The 17,730-nt window shown below is 38.1% G+C and carries 19 protein-coding genes; 8 read left to right on the top strand and 11 right to left on the bottom strand.

What is annotated here, in order from left to right:
- Positions 1-303: 303 nt before the first annotated feature.
- From ACZZZW_RS03635 to ACZZZW_RS03620, 4 genes are all read left to right on the top strand, one after another.
- Positions 304-3,195: a DEAD/DEAH box helicase gene (locus ACZZZW_RS03635; RefSeq protein ID WP_463492290.1), complete on the top strand. Its 2,892-nt coding sequence runs from the start codon at positions 304-306 to the stop codon at positions 3,193-3,195.
- Positions 3,196-3,400: 205 nt separating this feature from the next.
- Positions 3,401-3,718, top strand: coding sequence for a YgaP family membrane protein (locus tag ACZZZW_RS03630; RefSeq protein WP_055909064.1), 318 nt, complete (start codon positions 3,401-3,403; stop codon positions 3,716-3,718).
- Between the two features lie 65 nt (positions 3,719-3,783).
- Positions 3,784-4,566, top strand: a complete 783-nt coding sequence (locus ACZZZW_RS03625; protein ID WP_463492289.1) for a 3-keto-disaccharide hydrolase — start codon at positions 3,784-3,786, stop codon at positions 4,564-4,566.
- Positions 4,567-4,669: 103 nt separating this feature from the next.
- Positions 4,670-5,278 (top strand): TMEM175 family protein, encoded by a 609-nt coding sequence (locus ACZZZW_RS03620; protein ID WP_463492288.1) that lies wholly within the window; start codon positions 4,670-4,672, stop codon positions 5,276-5,278.
- Positions 5,279-5,356: 78 nt separating this feature from the next.
- On the opposite strand, the gene aat is transcribed toward ACZZZW_RS03620, so the two are convergent.
- The gene (aat, locus tag ACZZZW_RS03615; protein ID WP_463492287.1) at positions 5,357-5,989 is read right to left on the bottom strand and encodes a leucyl/phenylalanyl-tRNA--protein transferase; all 633 of its coding nucleotides are present in this window, start codon (positions 5,987-5,989) and stop codon (positions 5,357-5,359) included.
- A gap of 74 nt (positions 5,990-6,063) precedes the next feature.
- On the opposite strand from aat, the gene ACZZZW_RS03610 reads away from it, so the two are divergent.
- Positions 6,064-7,506 carry a DUF1800 domain-containing protein gene (locus tag ACZZZW_RS03610; protein WP_463492286.1) on the top strand — a complete coding sequence of 481 codons (1,443 nt, stop codon included), beginning with the start codon at positions 6,064-6,066 and terminating at the stop codon, positions 7,504-7,506.
- A gap of 171 nt (positions 7,507-7,677) precedes the next feature.
- Positions 7,678-8,877, top strand: coding sequence for a DUF1501 domain-containing protein (locus ACZZZW_RS03605; RefSeq protein WP_055909078.1), 1,200 nt, complete (start codon positions 7,678-7,680; stop codon positions 8,875-8,877).
- Positions 8,878-8,939: 62 nt separating this feature from the next.
- Here the strand turns inward: ACZZZW_RS03605 and ACZZZW_RS03600 are convergent, their stop codons facing one another.
- Positions 8,940-9,293, bottom strand: a complete 354-nt coding sequence (locus ACZZZW_RS03600) for a hypothetical protein (RefSeq protein WP_463492285.1) — start codon at positions 9,291-9,293, stop codon at positions 8,940-8,942.
- 105 nt (positions 9,294-9,398) lie between these two features.
- Between ACZZZW_RS03600 and ACZZZW_RS03595 the strand changes: the two genes are divergently transcribed.
- Positions 9,399-9,767, top strand: coding sequence for a YccF domain-containing protein (locus ACZZZW_RS03595; protein WP_055909084.1), 369 nt, complete (start codon positions 9,399-9,401; stop codon positions 9,765-9,767).
- Positions 9,768-9,777: 10 nt separating this feature from the next.
- On the opposite strand, the gene ACZZZW_RS03590 is transcribed toward ACZZZW_RS03595, so the two are convergent.
- Positions 9,778-10,752 (bottom strand): App1 family protein, encoded by a 975-nt coding sequence (locus ACZZZW_RS03590; RefSeq protein ID WP_055909087.1) that lies wholly within the window; start codon positions 10,750-10,752, stop codon positions 9,778-9,780.
- A gap of 57 nt (positions 10,753-10,809) precedes the next feature.
- On the opposite strand from ACZZZW_RS03590, the gene ACZZZW_RS03585 reads away from it, so the two are divergent.
- On the top strand, positions 10,810-11,694 hold the full coding sequence (locus ACZZZW_RS03585) for a diacylglycerol/lipid kinase family protein (protein ID WP_463492284.1): 885 nt from the start codon (positions 10,810-10,812) through the stop codon (positions 11,692-11,694).
- On the opposite strand, the gene ACZZZW_RS03580 is transcribed toward ACZZZW_RS03585, so the two are convergent.
- The 8 genes from ACZZZW_RS03580 to ACZZZW_RS03545 form a co-directional block, all read right to left on the bottom strand.
- Positions 11,671-12,075, bottom strand: coding sequence for a hypothetical protein (locus ACZZZW_RS03580; protein ID WP_463492283.1), 405 nt, complete (start codon positions 12,073-12,075; stop codon positions 11,671-11,673). The genes ACZZZW_RS03585 and ACZZZW_RS03580 overlap by 24 nt on opposite strands.
- Positions 12,076-12,729, bottom strand: coding sequence for a TonB family protein (locus ACZZZW_RS03575; protein ID WP_463492282.1), 654 nt, complete (start codon positions 12,727-12,729; stop codon positions 12,076-12,078).
- A 137-nt stretch (positions 12,730-12,866) separates the two neighbouring features.
- Positions 12,867-13,565, bottom strand: a complete 699-nt coding sequence (locus tag ACZZZW_RS03570) for a peptidoglycan DD-metalloendopeptidase family protein (protein WP_055909100.1) — start codon at positions 13,563-13,565, stop codon at positions 12,867-12,869.
- 5 nt (positions 13,566-13,570) lie between these two features.
- Positions 13,571-14,200, bottom strand: a complete 630-nt coding sequence (trhA, locus tag ACZZZW_RS03565) for a PAQR family membrane homeostasis protein TrhA (RefSeq protein WP_463492281.1) — start codon at positions 14,198-14,200, stop codon at positions 13,571-13,573.
- A gap of 6 nt (positions 14,201-14,206) precedes the next feature.
- Entirely contained in the window at positions 14,207-14,584 is a 378-nt protein-coding gene (rbfA, locus tag ACZZZW_RS03560; protein WP_025143353.1) for a 30S ribosome-binding factor RbfA, read from the bottom strand.
- 87 nt (positions 14,585-14,671) lie between these two features.
- On the bottom strand, positions 14,672-15,862 hold the full coding sequence (gene hflX / locus ACZZZW_RS03555; protein WP_055909106.1) for a GTPase HflX: 1,191 nt from the start codon (positions 15,860-15,862) through the stop codon (positions 14,672-14,674).
- A gap of 365 nt (positions 15,863-16,227) precedes the next feature.
- A complete protein-coding gene (gene trpC / locus ACZZZW_RS03550) occupies positions 16,228-17,010 on the bottom strand; it encodes an indole-3-glycerol phosphate synthase TrpC (RefSeq protein ID WP_463497706.1) in 783 nt (260 codons plus the stop codon).
- Between the two features lie 103 nt (positions 17,011-17,113).
- Entirely contained in the window at positions 17,114-17,701 is a 588-nt protein-coding gene (locus ACZZZW_RS03545; protein WP_055909108.1) for an anthranilate synthase component II, read from the bottom strand.
- Positions 17,702-17,730: the final 29 nt, after the last annotated feature.

The following is a 17,730-nucleotide window of genomic DNA, read 5'->3' as shown; positions in this document are numbered from 1 at the left end:
ACTGATCAATACAAGGGCTAAGATAATAAGTTGTAGCCAATTATAAAGTATTTAATATTTATGTGTGCAATTCCTTTTCACAGGTAACCAAAACAAGCTGGCAACATCAAATTGATGTGTAAATTGAGCAACGCAAATCATTAAGGTTGTTTAAAGCATTTTCTGATTGGGTATTTTTAAAATTAGACAAAAAAAATGCTGCTTTTTTATCTCAAAAACAGCTGTTTCTTTTGATGTGACTTCAAAATATTGTAAGTTTAAAGTTTTTTAAGCGCTTAGCTTGCAAAAATTTTAAACCAATCAATGTTACGTGTCGATAGTTCTAAAGCCTGTAAAGTGGTGTACTCTTTGTGCAAGCATGAGTATTTGGGCTACTTAATTGAACCACACGTAGTTCAGCTTAACCCACAAGGAGATTTTTCTTTTACTTACCAGAGAATTTTTACCCATACAGCAGAAGAATTTAATGCCTGTTTAAGTGAAATTGATTATAAGCTGATTAAAATTTTAGACGATATTGAGCAGGATTCGCTGATTAAAAAATATTATAAAAAGCTGATCAGACCGACAGAGTTCTTTACCAAAATTTTCGACGATAAGTTTTATGAGAGCGTCCGCCCAAAAATTGAAAAAAAACTTGCCGAGGCTTTAGAAATATTAAAGGTTAAAAATGAGCTTTATGTAATGGATAAAGATGGCTGGCCGGTAGAACGCAAAATTGAACTTGCGGCCGAACCTGCTTCGATTCTTTTTCATTTCAGGAGAAACGAAACCGAAACAAGGTACTTTCCCACCATTAAATATCAAAACCTGCGCATCGAATTTATGTTTAAAGAAGCGCAGATCATCAGCAACAAACCCGCATGGTTGCTACTAAATGATGTTTTGTACTTTTTTGATCAGGATATTGAAGGCAAAAAACTGCAGCCGTTTTTAAATAAACGTTTCATTGCCATACCAAAAGCCACCGAAGCCACTTATTTCGAAAAATTTGTTGCCCCGTTAATTGAGAAACACCATGTTTACGCAGAGGGATTCGAAATTAGAACAGAACAATTTGAGGCCGTTCCTGTAATTAATGTTTTATATGTTGATGGTGGTCTTTCTCAAATCCAACTGTACTTTAAATATGGCGAATATACTTTCCCTGTAGAAAATGCACACAAAGTAACCGTACGTTTAGAAAAAACAGCCGATAACTATATTTTCCACCGGGTAAAACGCTCAGCAGAATGGGAGAAAAAACAATTTAACTTACTGCTGTCACTTGGTTTAAAAAAAACAAGTGCACTTTTCAGTAACCTTGAGGTGGCTGCCCCGGATGAAAATCCCAGTTATGGAGCCATTAACTGGGTAAACGAGCATATCGAAATTTTACAGGCATCAGGCTTTGAAATTGAACAGGCAACCGGACAGAAAAAATTTGTACTCGGGGCAAGTAAAATCGACCTTGAAGTTAAAGAAGGTAACGATTGGTTTGACATTAATGCCGTAGTTTGGTTTGGGAAATACCAAATTCCTTTTCTATCGTTAAAACAACACATCCTTCATAAAAAACGCGAATTTTTATTGCCTGATGGCGAAGTAGCCATTATTCCTGATAAATGGTTTACCCAATATGGCAGCTTGTTCAGTTTGGCAGAAGCAGGAAAAACATTAAAATTAAAGAAACACCATATTGGCCTGATCAACGATCTGGCCGAAGACAGTTTGGCAAATGTTACGCTCGAACGCAAGCTTCAACGCTTATCTGATTTTGAAGATATTGCCGATACACAGATGCCTGTTCACTTCAAAGGCAGTTTACGCGATTACCAAAAGGCCGGCTATAACTGGTTCAGCTTTTTACGCGAATATAATTTTGGCGGCTGTTTAGCTGATGATATGGGTTTGGGTAAAACCATCCAAACACTGGCCATGCTTCAAAAAGTTAAAGAAGACGACCAGTTATTGGGTATTCAAACCACATCATTAATCGTAATGCCAACTTCTTTAATATATAACTGGCTAACAGAAGCGAAAAAATTTACCCCAAAACTTAAAATACTGGCGCATACAGGCACAAATCGAAATAAGGATGTGGCCAATTTTGCCAATTATGATATCATTATTACCACCTACGGTGTAACCAGGGTTGATGTAGATGAACTAAAAAACTTTTATTTCAACTACATTATTCTCGATGAAAGTCAGAACATTAAAAACCCTGCATCGAAATCATTTAAAGCGGTTAGAAGTTTAAAATCGAGGCATAAACTAATTTTAAGTGGTACACCTGTAGAAAATTCGGTAAGCGATTTATGGTCGCAGTTAACATTTTTAAATCCTGGTTTGTTGGGTACGCAAGCATTCTTTTACGAAGAATATGTACAGGCGATAGAGAAGAAAAAAGACGAAGAAAAAGCGCGTAAACTACAATCGATCATTAAACCTTTTGTGCTCCGCAGAACGAAAGAACAAGTGGCCGCAGAGTTGCCTCCTAAAACCGAGCAGGTTATTTATTGCGACATGAGTGAAGATCAGGCAGCATATTACGAAAAAACCAAATCAGCCTACCGGAATGATCTGCTGCAAAGCATGGATGATGGAACTTTTGCACAAAAACAAGTTCAGCTTTTACAGGGATTAACCGCCTTACGCCAATTGGCCAATCACCCGGTAATGATCGATGGAGAATATATATCAGATTCAGGAAAGTTTGAAAACGTGATTCATACGTTAGATAATGTGCTTAAAGGCGGACATAAGGTGCTGGTATTTTCGCAGTTTGTAAAACATCTTGATATTTTTAAAAAGCATTTTGAAGCAGAAAATATTCCTTTTGCCTATTTAGATGGCTCAACCCGTAACCGTGGAGAAATTGTTTCCGAATTTCAGCAAAATACCGAATTAAAGGTTTTCCTGATCTCCATAAAAGCAGGTGGTGTAGGTTTAAACTTAACGCAGGCTGATTATGTTTTCATTCTCGATCCATGGTGGAACCCTGCGGTAGAACAGCAGGCCATTGACAGAACGCACCGTATCGGTCAGGATAAAAAGGTTTTTATCTATAAATTTATTGCTAAAGATACTGTTGAAGAGAAAATTCTTGCGCTGCAAAACCGCAAAAAATCGTTGGCAAGTTCTTTAATCACCACAGAAGAGAGTTTCTTTAAATCGCTGAGTAAGGATGATATTAGGGATATATTAAATTAATTTTTTTGCCACGGTCCATTTGGAGTTGAGTTGAAAAGCTATTTTAAACCACACATAGCAAACTTCAAACTGTAATATTAGAAATCAAATCCAAAAGTGGTATCAAAGCATATCCCCCCCCTTCCGTGGCAACATTATTTTAAATTTCTTTTCAAAACTCATTCCTTATTTACTTGTTATACAGTAGAACATAAATACTACCATTATGACAAATCAAGATTTTAATACAGCAGTAAATAACGTTAAAGAAGCCTGGAAGTATCCAGAGTTGTTTCAAAACGTATCAAAATCCGAGCGTTGGCTATCTGGCGCAGCTGGTACATACCTTCTTTTTAAAGGAATCACTGGCATATTTTCACACCCGGTTATTGGTTTAACAGGTGCCGCAATTGGAGCAGGCTTACTATATCGAGGCATAACGGGTTATTGCCCTATGCGCGATTTGGCAGAGCAAAGACAAGAAGAAATAGCCCCTGATGAGGTAATTGTAAGTGAAACCTACGTTGTTGACGATTTGGGGTAAAATTTTAAATACGAAATTTCCATTTCTTAATAAACTGGTTAACTTTAAAAAGTTAAACCACAATTATGAACAAGTACACACTATTATTTATTCCTGTTTTATTTGCAGGGCAAGTTATGGCACAAGATAAAAAACCAGATCCTGCCAAAGACCCAAAAACAACCGAGGTTTGGGAACCTGTACCTAAGATAGTTACCCCAGGTAAGTTGCCTCAGGATGCACCGTCTGATGCTACAATACTTTTTAATGGCAGAAACCTTGACGCATGGCATTCGGTTAAAGATCCATCGAAACCAGCAGCCTGGACAATTGATGACGGATTTTTTACCGTAAAAAAAGGTACAGGAAATATCGAAACCAATAAAAAGTTTACCGATTATCAATTGCACATGGAATGGAAAATTCCTGAAAATATATCTGGAGAAGGTCAGGCACGTGGAAACAGCGGTGTTTTCTTAGCTTCAACCGGCGGTGGTGATGATGGTTATGAAATCCAGATTATGGATGCTTATAACAACAAAACCTATGTTAACGGCCAAACCGGAAGCGTTTACAAACAAGCTATCCCACTGGCAAATGCAAACAAAAAACCAGGCGAATGGCAATATTATGATATCATCTGGAATGCTCCACGTTTTAATGAAGACGGAACAGTACAAAAACCAGCAAGCGTCACCCTATTTTTAAACGGTGTACTTTTACAAAACGGTTATGTATTAAAAGGCGAAACCAGGTATATCGGCGCTCCTGAATACAAAAAACATGGCCCGGCTTCGATTAAATTACAAGATCATGGAGACCCTAGTCCGGCAATTAGTTTTAGGAACATTTGGGTAAGAGAATTATAATTTCAACAAAACAACAATAAGGAACCTGCAAGCCAAAAACTTGCAGGTTTTGTTTTATAAAATAATTTGACTGATAATTGTACCATCAAATTAGCGGCAAATTATGAACAAAGGCAGGTTAGAAGCATTTCGTGATGGGGTAATTGCAATTATCATCACCATTATGGTTTTAGAAATTAAGGTTCCTGAACATGGCGATACCTTGGCAAGTTTAAAGCCGCTTATTCCGAAGTTTATCAGTTATATTCTCAGTTTTATTTATGTAGGTATTTATTGGAACAACCACCACCATTTAATGCATACAGTAAAAAAAACCAACGGATCAATGCTTTGGGCCAATCTTAATTTCTTGTTTTGGTTATCACTATTTCCAGTTGCTGCTGGCTGGATGGGCGAACATCATTTTGCGCTTTGGCCTGTTATTGTTTATGGTGCAGTGCTTTTTCTTGCAGCTGTTTCTTACACCCTACTGGTTATTGTTATCAAAAAAACAGAAGGGCAGCATTCACTTGTTGTACATGCCATCGGTAACGACGCTAAAGGTAAATATTCATTGATTTTTTATATTGCCGGCATAGCCTTCAGCTTTATCAATCCATGGATTGGCGTAGCACTTTATTTTACAGTGGCCTGCATCTGGTTTATTCCCGATAAAAGAATAGAAAACGCAATGCGTGAGCAAGGCTTAATTGATGTAGGGAACAAAGATTAGCATTAAGGTATCAGATTAAAAACAGGCGGTTTGATAAACACTTATCCGCAATACAAAATCATTTTAAACGCTTATGCATCAAGACGTTTGAAGCACCTCCATATACAATTCCCTGCTGATCATCTCTGCGCCTAAACTCATTAAATGATCGTTTGGCATTTGGCAGTCGATTAAATCGATATTCATTTTACTCAAAAAAACCAGTGCAGCTTTAGAAGCATTGCTTACATGGCTAAACATGCTTTCGCCACAAAAAACGCGTTTTACTTTAATTCCGTATAAGCCGCCTACCAATTGGTCATCAAGCCAAACCTCTACACTGTGTGCATAACCTTGTTGATGGAGATTAATATAGGCATCCTGCATTTCATTGGTTATCCAGGTGCCATCCTGCCCTTTCCTTTCAGTATTTGCGCAGTTTAGAATCACATCTGCAAAAGCCTTATTAAAGGTGATATTAAAAATTTTATCTTTTAAAACTTTCCTCATACTCTTGCTGATTTTTATCCTATCAGGATATATTACGCAACGCTCGTGCGGCGAATACCACAGAATCGGTTCTCCCTCACTAAACCATGGAAATATACCGTTTGAATACGCAACTAAAAGCCTTTCTGTACTTAAATCACCACCAATAGCCAATAAACCATCCTCCTCTGCCAAAGCCGGATCAGGGAAGCCTGGGTTATCGTCTAACAATTGAAAAAACATGGACAAAAATAAAGAAAGAAAACAAAGATTAAACCCTTGCGTTTTAAATAAGTCATACTGTAAAACAAGCCATTATGAGCGCAAAAGATAATTTCTTCAAAGTAAAACATCTTTACAACCGGGCGGGCTTTGGTATTTCTTACACCGATTTGGAAAAGCTAAGCAGAAAGAATCTTGAGAAAGTGGTAGATAACCTCCTCAAAGATTCAGAAAAAAAAGATCCCATCAACTTGGTTAATGATTTTGAATCTAAGCGGCAACTCTTGGTGCAGGCAGGTTTATATGCCAAAAAAGACCTCAACGATGAGGAGAAAAAAATGCGACAGCAGATTATTCGCGAGCAAAACGAAGTAAGCCGCGATTTAAACATCGCTTTTGTAAATAAAATGATTAATACCGATGCGCCATTGAGGGAGAAGATGACTCTTTTTTGGCACGGACATTTTGCCTGCCGCAGCAATAATCCCTTTTTTGCACAACAGTTAAACAATATACAACGCGAAAATGCACTTGGCAGTTTTAAAACCTTGCTTGTTGAGGTTTCGAAGTCGCCGGCAATGCTGCAATACCTTAATAACCAGCAAAACAAAAAAGGGAAGCCAAATGAAAATTTCGCCCGGGAGCTTATGGAGCTTTTCACCCTAGGCAGGGGAAATTATACCGAGCAGGATATTAAAGAATCTGCCCGTTCTTTTACCGGCTGGATGTATGATAAAGACGGATCGTTTGTTTTCAGGCAAAATCAACATGATACAGGAACAAAAACTTTTTTTGATAAAATCGGGAATTTTGAAGGGGAAAATATTATTGATATTATCCTCGAAAAGCCTGAAACTTCACAATTTATCGCCCGGAAAGTATATAAATTCTTTGTAAACGATAATCCAAACGAAGCGCACGTAAAAGAACTTGCCACACATTTTTACAACTCAAAATACGACATTGCCTCATTAATGAGGAAAATGTTTACATCAGATTGGTTTTATAGTGATGAGAACGTGGGCACCAAAATTAAATCGCCGGCAGAATTTCTGGTAGGTTTAAGCAGAGAATTCTATGTTACCTATAACAAACCTCAGGTTTTAATACAATTGCAAAGCAGTTTGGGCCAATACCTGTTTAACCCGCCAAATGTAGCGGGCTGGCCAGGCGGACAAAACTGGATTGACAGCTCTTCGTTAATGTTGAGAATGCGCATTCCTTCACTGGTTTTAAATGATGGGGAAATCGACTTTAGTGGTAAAGCCGACCCTGAAGATGAAGCTGTAATTGCCTTAAGCCGAACAGCAACAACCAATGCAAACGCCAATACGAAACCAAAATCATATGTAAATGCCAATGCAAACTGGACCAAATTTTTAGATACTTTACCTAAGGGATTAACGCCATTAGAATTGACCCAATTTTTATTGCAACCGAAATTAAACACTAAAATAACAACCATGGTAAGTGATAATAAAGGGTTGAGAAGTACAGCAGTAGAAATTACAAGTATGCCCGAATATCAATTGTGCTAGGTGCTTATTTAGGTTAATGGTTTGATGACTCATAGTTGATAGCCAAGTGACAAAATACCGAAGATTAAACCGGGGTTGATAGTTTAATGGCTTATGGCTAATAACAGGTTAGCCAACTAAAACGTTGAAAATGAGCCACTAAATACAGGCAATTAGTAAAACACTAACAAGATGAACAGAAGAAATTTTTTAAGAAATACAGGGTTTGTTGCAGCAGGCTCATTATTCGTTCCCGCTTTTATGAAACCGCTTGAGGCCATGGCGTTGGATGAGTTGAGTTTATACAAAAACCTGGTTGTGGTACAGCTTTCGGGCGGAAATGATGGTTTAAACACCGTAATCCCATTCGGAAATGATATTTATTACCAAAAACGAAAAAGCATAGCCATTAAGCCTGAAGAGGTAATTAAACTTAACGATATGCAAGGCTTAAACCCAAATATGGCTGCCCTGCAAGAGATACATGACCAAGGTTGGATGACGATTATTAATGATGTAGGTTACCCAAATCCTGACCGTTCGCACTTCCGCTCAATGGATATCTGGCAAACCGGTAGTGATAGCAACCAGTTTTTATCTACCGGATGGATTGGCCGCTATTTAGACAGCAACTGCCAAACCTGTAAATTCCCTTATACTGCAATTGAAGTAGATGATTCACTTTCTTTAGCGATGAAAGGGCAAACCAAAAAAGGCATCGCTTTAAAAGATCCCGCAGCCTTATTCCGCAATACCAACGACCCCTTTTTTAAATCGATGCTGCAAAACGATAAAGAGCATTTAGATGAAGATAACCTGGGTTATTTGTATAAAACCATGATCGAAACTTCATCTTCTGCAAATTATATACAGAATACATCGAAAATTTATCAATCGAAATCAACCTACCCAACTTCGGGTTTTGCGAACCAGTTAAAAACGGTTTCCAAGTTTATATCTTCGGGATTAAAAACCAGGGTATATTATGTTTCGTTAAGCGGTTTCGATACGCATGTAAATCAGATCGGGCAACAAGGCAATTTGCTTAAACAGTATAGCGAAGGCATGGCTGCTTTTTTGAAAGACTTAAAATCGAACAACAAACTCGACGATACATTGGTAATCACTTTCTCTGAATTTGGCCGGAGAGTTGAACAAAACGCCAGCAACGGCACCGACCATGGAACTGCAAATAATATGTTTGTTTTCGGCGGAAAATTAAAAAAACAAGGCATTTTTAACGCTGCGCCTAATCTGGGCGATTTAGATACGGGCGATTTAAAATATCAGTTGGATTTTAGACAGGTATATGGTACCATTCTAGATAAATGGCTGGATGTAAATAATGCGGATATTTTAAACAAGAAATTTAATACACTTGATTTTATATAACCTTAGCAAAAGAAGTCAAGTTTGAATGGCCAAAGTGCTATAAAACTTGACTTCTTTGTTATTTACTTCTTTTTTAGTACATAAACCGGCCGGTTAGAATCTGAAGAAACTTGCTCTGTATAAACACTAAACAACTCATAGCCATAGGCCTTCATCTTATTCACTGCATCAATTGCTGAATTAAATCCTAGTTTTTTATCATTATCATCCCTAATGTACTGCTCGCTATAATCGCCAACCTTTTGCCCATACTCCAGCGCAATCCATTGTTTATCTGCCAGAAAACTTTTTGTTGCACGGATCTGAACAAAATCCACGAGGATATCCGTCAATTTTACGCCATTTACATTTTGGGCAATGCCACGCGACAGCCCAAAGCAAGCGACGAACGCCGCTGCAAGAATTAATTTTTTCATGTTGTGTTTCTTTTGTGTGTAATTCTAAATTACAAAGAATACATGATGTTGTTGAAATGAATTGTAACAAATACTTCAGAATTAAATCTTAACCTAAAAAACACAATGAACTTTTTAGGCAATATCATCTGGATTATTTTTGGTGGCATCTTTATTTTCTTCGAATACATTATTGGAGGCTTAATCCTTTGCTTAACGATTGTAGGTATTCCATTTGGCATACAATGTTTTAAATTTGCCTTTGTGGGGCTTGCTCCTTTTGGGGTTAAAATAACCGATACATCATCAAATACAGGTTGCCTTTCTACCATCATGAACCTGATTTGGATTTTATGTGGTGGTTTCTGGATTGCGTTAACCCATTTGTTTTTTGGCATCCTACTTTGCATTACCATTGTAGGTATTCCATTCGGTCGTCAGCATTTTAAGCTAATGAATCTGGCTTTTACACCTTTCGGGAAATCGATTTCATAATTTGAGGTAACTATTGGATCAATCCTATTGATTTAGAATGTTCAATCGCCTCTTCACTATTATTAAACAAACAAGCCCTAACATTTTTACCTTCTATCTTTCTAAGCAGTTCTAACGCTTCTGCTTCTTTTTCAGGGCGAATATTACGGATGTAAACTGCTTCGATATTTTTTGGATATTTCTCTACTATGGAAGCATAAATTTGAGGGTCATGCTGCGAATTATCACCAAAAAATACAAACTTCTGGTTCGGAAAAGCATCCAGGATCCGCATTACCCTCAATAATTTACCTTCATGCCCTGTTTTGCCTGTTTTAATTAAATCTTTCCACCGCTTTAAAGTATTTAAAAGAAAAGCACCATCAGGTAGTTTATTAAATTTAAATGTTTCTACCAAATAATCGTAAAGATTCCACTCGCTGCTACTTACATAAAAGAACGGGTTGGGCTGATTGGAATCGGTATGCGAAAGTGCAAGTTGCTGGTAATGGCTTGCAGCAGCAGGAAAAGTTTTCCGGGTGTGTGGATTTTTGATAAAAAGCTCTCTCAACCGTCGTCCAATAGTGGCAGAATGCGAAATCATTACCGTATCATCCACATCAGAAATGAAAGCATATTGCGTAATGTGTGGCACATAAATTTTTCCTTCTCCATTACCTAACACACTTCCATCCTGATCAATTGCTTCTACCATCACATCATGCCAGCCCGCGGGGATGTCGTTTTCAGCTTCCCATTCGAATTTAAAAAAGCCATCTGCTTCGGCTGTATTGGAAATGATCTGGTTAAAAAACCGTAAACGGACATCAGCAAAAGCATAAGGTTTTAAAATAAAAAGCTTTAAGAGATAAATGATGTTAACCAGTATATTATTGCTATAAATCTGCTTTGTTTTCGCTTTATGCTTAAAAACGTGCCCATAAACAACAAGATTGTGGGTATGGCCATAACCATGATATACTTTTACACTAACAGATTTATTCATTGTTATTAAAACAGAGTTAATTAAAAGTTGTTTGTGATGTAAACATAAGTTAACTACATGAAATTACTATTTATAATCAATCCGGGCTCTGGCAGTCACGATATAAACTTAAAAGAAGTAATTTCTGCACATTTCGAGGCAAAAAATACCGAAGTAGATTTATTTGAATTGCCTAAAGATTGTTCCATTGATAAGATTAAGGAAAAAATTAACAGTTCTAAAGCAGATCGGGTTGTGGCCGTGGGTGGCGATGGCACATTAAAACTGGTTGCAGAGTGTTTATTAAATACCGAAACACCTATTGGGATTATACCAGCAGGTTCGGCTAATGGCATGGCAAAAGAACTGGGCATACCAACAGATATTGAACAGGCTTTGGCCTTTTTGGATGGCGGCCGACTCCAAAAAATTCATGTAGTTAAACTTAATGAGGAAATTTGTATCCATTTATCCGATCTTGGTTTCAATGCCTACCTGGTTAAAAAATTTGATGCACTACCCGAACGCGGAATGTGGGGCTATGCAAAAGCTACCTGGCACGCATTGTGGAATCACCGCCGGATGGAGGTACAACTAAAACTTAAAGATGAAACCATAACCTCTAAAGCTGCGATGGTGGCCATTGCCAATGCGACCATGTATGGTACTGGCTTAAAAATAAACCCGGATGGAAAACTGGATGATGAGCTTTTTGAGGTGGTTTTGGTAAAAGATTACTCTTACATGGAGATATTAAAAATATGGATAACCAAACTGCCATTTAACCCTAAAAAGATTGAAGTATTTCAAACTGCAGCGGTAAAAATTTCTTCAAAACACAAAGCGCACTTCCAGGTTGATGGTGAATATATTGGCCAGGTAAATACGGTGGAAGCTAAAATTATTCCAGCTGCCATTACTGTTGTGTTGTCAAACGAATCAGCCCCTGAAGCTATCGGGTAATGCACGATGAATTCTAATTGTAAAGTACAATCTGAAAAACTCAGCAATAAAACAAACCCGGAATAGGATATCGAACCAGCGATCGCCCAGATGTAATACTTCTGGCAGATAAGTAATGAAACCGATAGAAAAAACCCATACCACTAAACGGAATGGAAATTGAATGTAGTAGGTTATAAAACCAAATTTTTTAAGTAAAATTAATCCTATTGCCGAAATAAACAACGATACGAACAAGGGCAACAGTAAAACTACTTTAGCTTGTGAGAGTACCTGATCTGGAATTTCGTTCAGGTGAGATAAAATCTGCCAAAACTGCTTTGCCAGCAATATGATGCTGATAATATCCAATAAAGCAAAAAATCTGGTGGCGTTTTTCATTTACTTACAATATTTTGCCAGATAATCGTCGGCCAGTTTACTCCCCATATACTTAACGAAAGTAAAATCTTCGCAGGCTCCCTGTTTATCGCCTTGTTTTATCTTTTTCAAACCCATCTTTATCCGGTCGCCTAAATATTCATCATCTATACCGAGTTGATTTTTTATGGCAATAATCTGAGCTTCCTGCCCAGGCTTTGCCTGATCGATGTTTTTATAAAAGTTGATTACTGAATTTGTTAAAGCCTCTTCGGCCTGATAACTGCGGATGGATTCTTGCATGGCTTCGCTTGATTTCCCTTCGCAATTGTAGCCAGACAGCACAAAGTTAACAGGAACAACGATCGATACCGTGGTATCGTAACCCACCGGAACCTGCCATTTTCCGCTGCTCATCCGAACCAGACGTAATGCTTCTTCATCCAGATCGGACAAGATTCCTTTACTTACTTTCGAGAAATAAACCTTTCCCTCACCGTCGAGTTTAAAGCTCACATTTACCGTTCCCTGGATGCAGTTATCTTTAGAAAACTGAGGATAGATGGTATTTTCTCTTAAGAAATTCGTAAAGCCACTTTTCCCTGATTTAAACTGGACTTGTGCCATGGCAAATGAGCAGCATAAAAGTAGACAGATGGTGAATAGCTTTTTCATTATACTAATTTACGGTTTTAACCGCAGAGCACGCAAAGTTTTTCGCAAAGGGAAGGGAAGTTTTTTGCCACGGAAATCACATAAATTATTCCGTTTTAATCTATGTTTCTCTGGCTAAATAAAACCTCTTCATGTTCTCAGTGGTAATGCTTGGAAAACGTAGCCTTCAGAATAAAATTCGGATCAGGGCAATTGGCCAAGTACCTTTCCCTTTCGCTAAACTTGCAAACTCCAGGGTAATCGCCTTTTAACCCTTCCATATTTTCGATTAATTGGAAATGAAGGTGTGGCGGCCAATAACCGTTTTCTTCTTTTGCACCCAATGATGCAAATCTCGCTCCTGCGGCAATAAATTTACCTTCTTCTATACCCTTTAATGAATCCAAACTTAAATGCCCGTATAAAGCATTAAACTTAAATCCATCTATTTCATACGCAAGAATTATTGTTGCACCATAATCGCCGAAGTTGTTGTTATTGGCAAAGCTTTGAACAGTAGCATCATAAAAATTATAGATTGGGGTGGCAACCGGTCCCCAGATATCTACGCCCAAATGTAATCTTCTGGGTTCTTCGCCAGTGTCAAAATGAGCACTTCGCGAATAAATGGTGCGGTGTTCATTGTAACCGCCAATTCCATAACGTGCATTATTGCCGGCAAGTTTTTCGTTTACCCAGGCAGAAAACAGATCGGTATTGTCTAAAATTTCATCCGTTAGCTCAGTATTTGCTGCTGTAAAATCTAAACTTAAAAGCTGATCCTGATTTACATCAAAATCTACAACTTTTTGGATCAAAGAAGCATTTGATTGGATAAGTTGCTCGAAAGTTTGCATGCTGATTATTTAAAAATGTAAACGAAATTATAAATATAGTGAGATAAGGCCCCACCAATTACAAACAGGTGCCAAAGTTCGTGACTGTGGATCCACCTGGACAACGGTTTATCTTTTGCATAGTAATAAGTTCCGGCGATGTAAAAAATACCACCGAATAATAACCAGAAAATTGCCCCAACAGGTAAAGCAACTAACAATTTTTGTAGCAAAGGCACAATTAAACAGCCCATTAAAATGTATATCGACAAGGAAATGGCGTTACTTTTTAACCGGTTAAAGATTTTAAGCAGGCAACCAACACTGGCAATAATCCATACTATGGCGAACAGACTCCAACTTAGCCAACCATCAAATACAAGCAATGCGGTTGGGGTATACGACCCTGCAATCATAAGATAAATGCAGCAATGATCGAATTTCTGCCAGAAACGCACACCATAATCGGTAACCGGATAGCCATGGTACATTGCACTTACACCAAAAAGGATAAAGGTACCAATACTATAAATCCATGCAGCAGTATATGCAATTGGGGTATGGCACTTTTGCAGCAATAGGTAACCTGCCGGAATTGCAATTAACGCCGGTATAAAATGTGTGAAGAAATTAATGGGTTCCCTTAGCTTCCTCACAAAGATTTATTCGCTGTCTTCGTCTTTTTGCCTTGGCTCTTTTGCAATTTTATCAAAAAGATGATCCATACGCTCTACATATTCATTTGTATCATCTACAAAGAAAGTAAGCTCTGGCACAACCCTAACCTGGTGGCGGATTCTGCTTCCTAGCTTATACCTGATTTCGCCTGCATGTGCGTTAACCGTATTGATAGATAGCGTAGTATTATTGGTATTAAAAAAGCTTAGGTAAACTTTGGCTACTGCCAAATCTGGCGAAACCCGAACCCGGGTAATGGTTACCAGTGTATTTGGCAAAAACGCAGCACCTTCGCGTTGAAAAACCTGTGCCAACTCCTCTTGTAATACTCCTGCAAATTTCTGCTGACGTTTACTTTCCATAGTGTATTTATCTGTCGGCACTGTGATGAGACCACGCAGTTTTTAATACTGCGGGTTTTATTTCTACATCCAATGACGGAATTTAATCTAATATAACAAATTACTATCATACGGGTATCTTGCCACGTGTGCGGCTTTAACCTTATCATACAATAGTGTTTTAAACTCTTCTAAGTTTTCTTTTTCTGTAGCCGATATAAACAACACAGGCACTTTATCGTGGCTCATCCAACTTTTCTTAAAGTCTTCAAGCGTTAATTTACCATCATCTGCTTCATCATCAAGTTCTGGCGAAACATAAGCATCAATTTTATTAAAAACTAAAATCATGTCTTTATCAATCGCGCCAATATCTTTCAATGTTTCGTTAACCGTATTAATTTGATCTTCGAAGTTTGGGTGCGAAACATCAACCACATGGATCAGTAAATCTGCTTCACGTACTTCATCTAAAGTAGATTTAAAACACTCTACCAAATGGTGAGGCAGTTTGCGGATAAATCCAACGGTATCTGAAAGCAAAAAAGGCAAATTCTCGATCACCACTTTCCGCACTGTTGTATCTAAAGTTGCAAATAGTTTATTCTCTGCAAATACTTCCGATTTCGACAGCATATTCATGATGGTAGATTTACCCACGTTGGTATAACCAACCAAAGCTACGCGAATTAACTGACCACGGTTTTTACGTTGTGTTTCGTTTTGACGATCGATATTTCTTAAACGCTCTTTTAACAAAGAGATTTTGTTTAAAATAATCCGCCTGTCACTTTCAATCTGCGTTTCACCCGGTCCACGCATCCCGATACCTCCTTTTTGGCGTTCTAAGTGAGTCCACATACCTGTTAAGCGTGGCAGTACATATTGTAATTGCGCCAGCTCAACCTGTGTTTTTGCCTGTGCCGTTTGCGCCCTGTTGGCAAAAATATCCAGTATTAGATTGCTCCTGTCTAACACCTTAACACCAAGTTCGCGGTCGATGTTGCGCAGTTGCGAAGGTGACAGTTCATCATCAAATACAACTACATCAATTTCTTCCGATTTTACATAAGCCTTTATTTCTTCCAGTTTTCCTGTACCCACAAATGTGGCACGCTCTGGCTTAAGCATTTTTTGTGTAAAAACCTTTTCTACCTTCCCACCAGCTGTATCAACCAAAAAGGCCAGCTCATCTAAATATTCTTTTGTTTGGGCATCTTTTTCGCCGGGTGTAACCACACCAACCAAAATTGCCCGTTCCTGCACAATGGCAGTATCATAAAATTTTTGTTTTCCCATGTAATTGCAACAAAGATACGAAATTTGCAAACTTGTAAATCCATTAAGAAACCATACGCGTGCAATAAAAGTTTTTAATTCCCTTTAGAGAAAAATGATTGTCAACGCTTCTATGGCAATACGACCAAATCAAACCAGTTAAATGTTTTTCAGGCGACTTAGGTGGTTAAATATTTTTTTTGAAAAACAGGGTTCAGCGTGCTTCGGCTACGAAAGTCCTGTTATCGCTTCAAATCCTCACTCGTACCTCGCTGTGGGTTTTCCGCTTTATCAGGTTTATTTAACAGAAGATTGAGGTCCTTAGTTTAAAGGTAAAGTGAAATATAAACCTCGCAGGTTTTAAAAACCTGCGAGGTTTATACAGTCTATATCTGCCCTACAAATTCCTTAATTGCAGCACCCGGATTATCGGTTTTCATAAAATTCTCACCGATCAGGAATCCGTTAAAGCCTGCTGTTTTTAATTCTTTAATTGTTTGTGGATTACTAATCGCACTTTCCGAAATCTTTAAAAAACCGTTCGGAATTTTATTGACTAAATCAAACGAGGTTTGAATATTTACAGTAAAATTTCCCAGGTTTCGGTTGTTTACGCCTATGGCATCTAGATTAGGGCAGATGCTTCGCTCCAATTCTTCCAGATTATGCACTTCTAAAAGCACATTTAAACCTAAATCTTTTGCAAATTTCCCAAAATCGTTCACTTGTTGAGGTGTTAAGATTGAAGCAATCAACAGAATAATATCTGCACCCCAGGCTTTTGCCTCGAGGATCTGGTATTCGTCGATCATAAAATCTTTCCTTAAAATCGGAATATCGTTTGCAGCTCTTGCAGCTAATATATCATCTGTTTTACCGCCAAAGAAATCTACATCGGTTAATACAGAAAGTGCTGATGCCCCTGCGGCATTATACGCCTGGGTTACTTCAGCAACATCGGCAATGCCATTAATTAAACCCTTTGATGGCGAACGGCGCTTAAACTCAGCAATAATGCCAGTGCGCTCTTCTGCCAATAAAAACGATTTAAAGGAATAGGGTGTTCTGTTAAAATGCACCGATTTTTCTAAATCCTGAACAGAGATTAAAGCCTTTGCGGCTGCAACTTCTTCCTTTTTACGTAATACGATTTTATCTAATATGTTCACCCCTAAATCCCCTGAAGGGGACTTTGACTTTCCATCATTCATATTTCTGTTATAATCAATTTTAAACTTTAAGTTACTTGGGTTTTCATTCCCCTTCAGGGGGCTAGGGGGTCATTAACCAATTTTGCATCATCTGTTTACCATACTCGGTAAGTACGCTTTCGGGGTGAAACTGTACACCACGCACATCCAATGTTTCGTGCCTTAAAGCCATAATCTCACTTTTATGATCTCTTGCCGTAATTTTTAAACACGAAGGAAAGTTGTCCTTACTTACCACCCAACTGTGGTAACGGCCAACATTTATTGTTTGCGGGCATTCCCAAAACAATGGCTCATCTCCATCCACAACGGTTACCGGAGTGGCAATTCCATGCATTGGTCTGCCTAAATTTAATAAAGTTCCGCCAAAAACCTCGGCAATGGCCTGCTGACCTAAACATACGCCAAAAATACTTTTTGTAGGTGCATAAGTCTTGATCACATCCAGCAATAAACCGGCCTCTTCAGGTATTCCCGGGCCTGGTGAAAGCAAAATTTTATCATATTTATCTACATCTGCCAAGTCGAATTTATCGTTTCTCCAAACTTCAGCTTCATAACCTACCTCATTAATTAAATGTACGAGGTTGTAGGTAAAACTATCATAGTTATCGATTACTAAGACGGTTTTTTTATCTATATTTTCCATTTTATTTCCTGTTAACGGATTTTACTCCA

It is taken from the genome of Pedobacter sp. AC379 (assembly GCF_979258145.1).
Note: the sequence above shows the minus strand (reverse complement) of the source record. Positions and strands in the feature narration are given on the sequence as shown.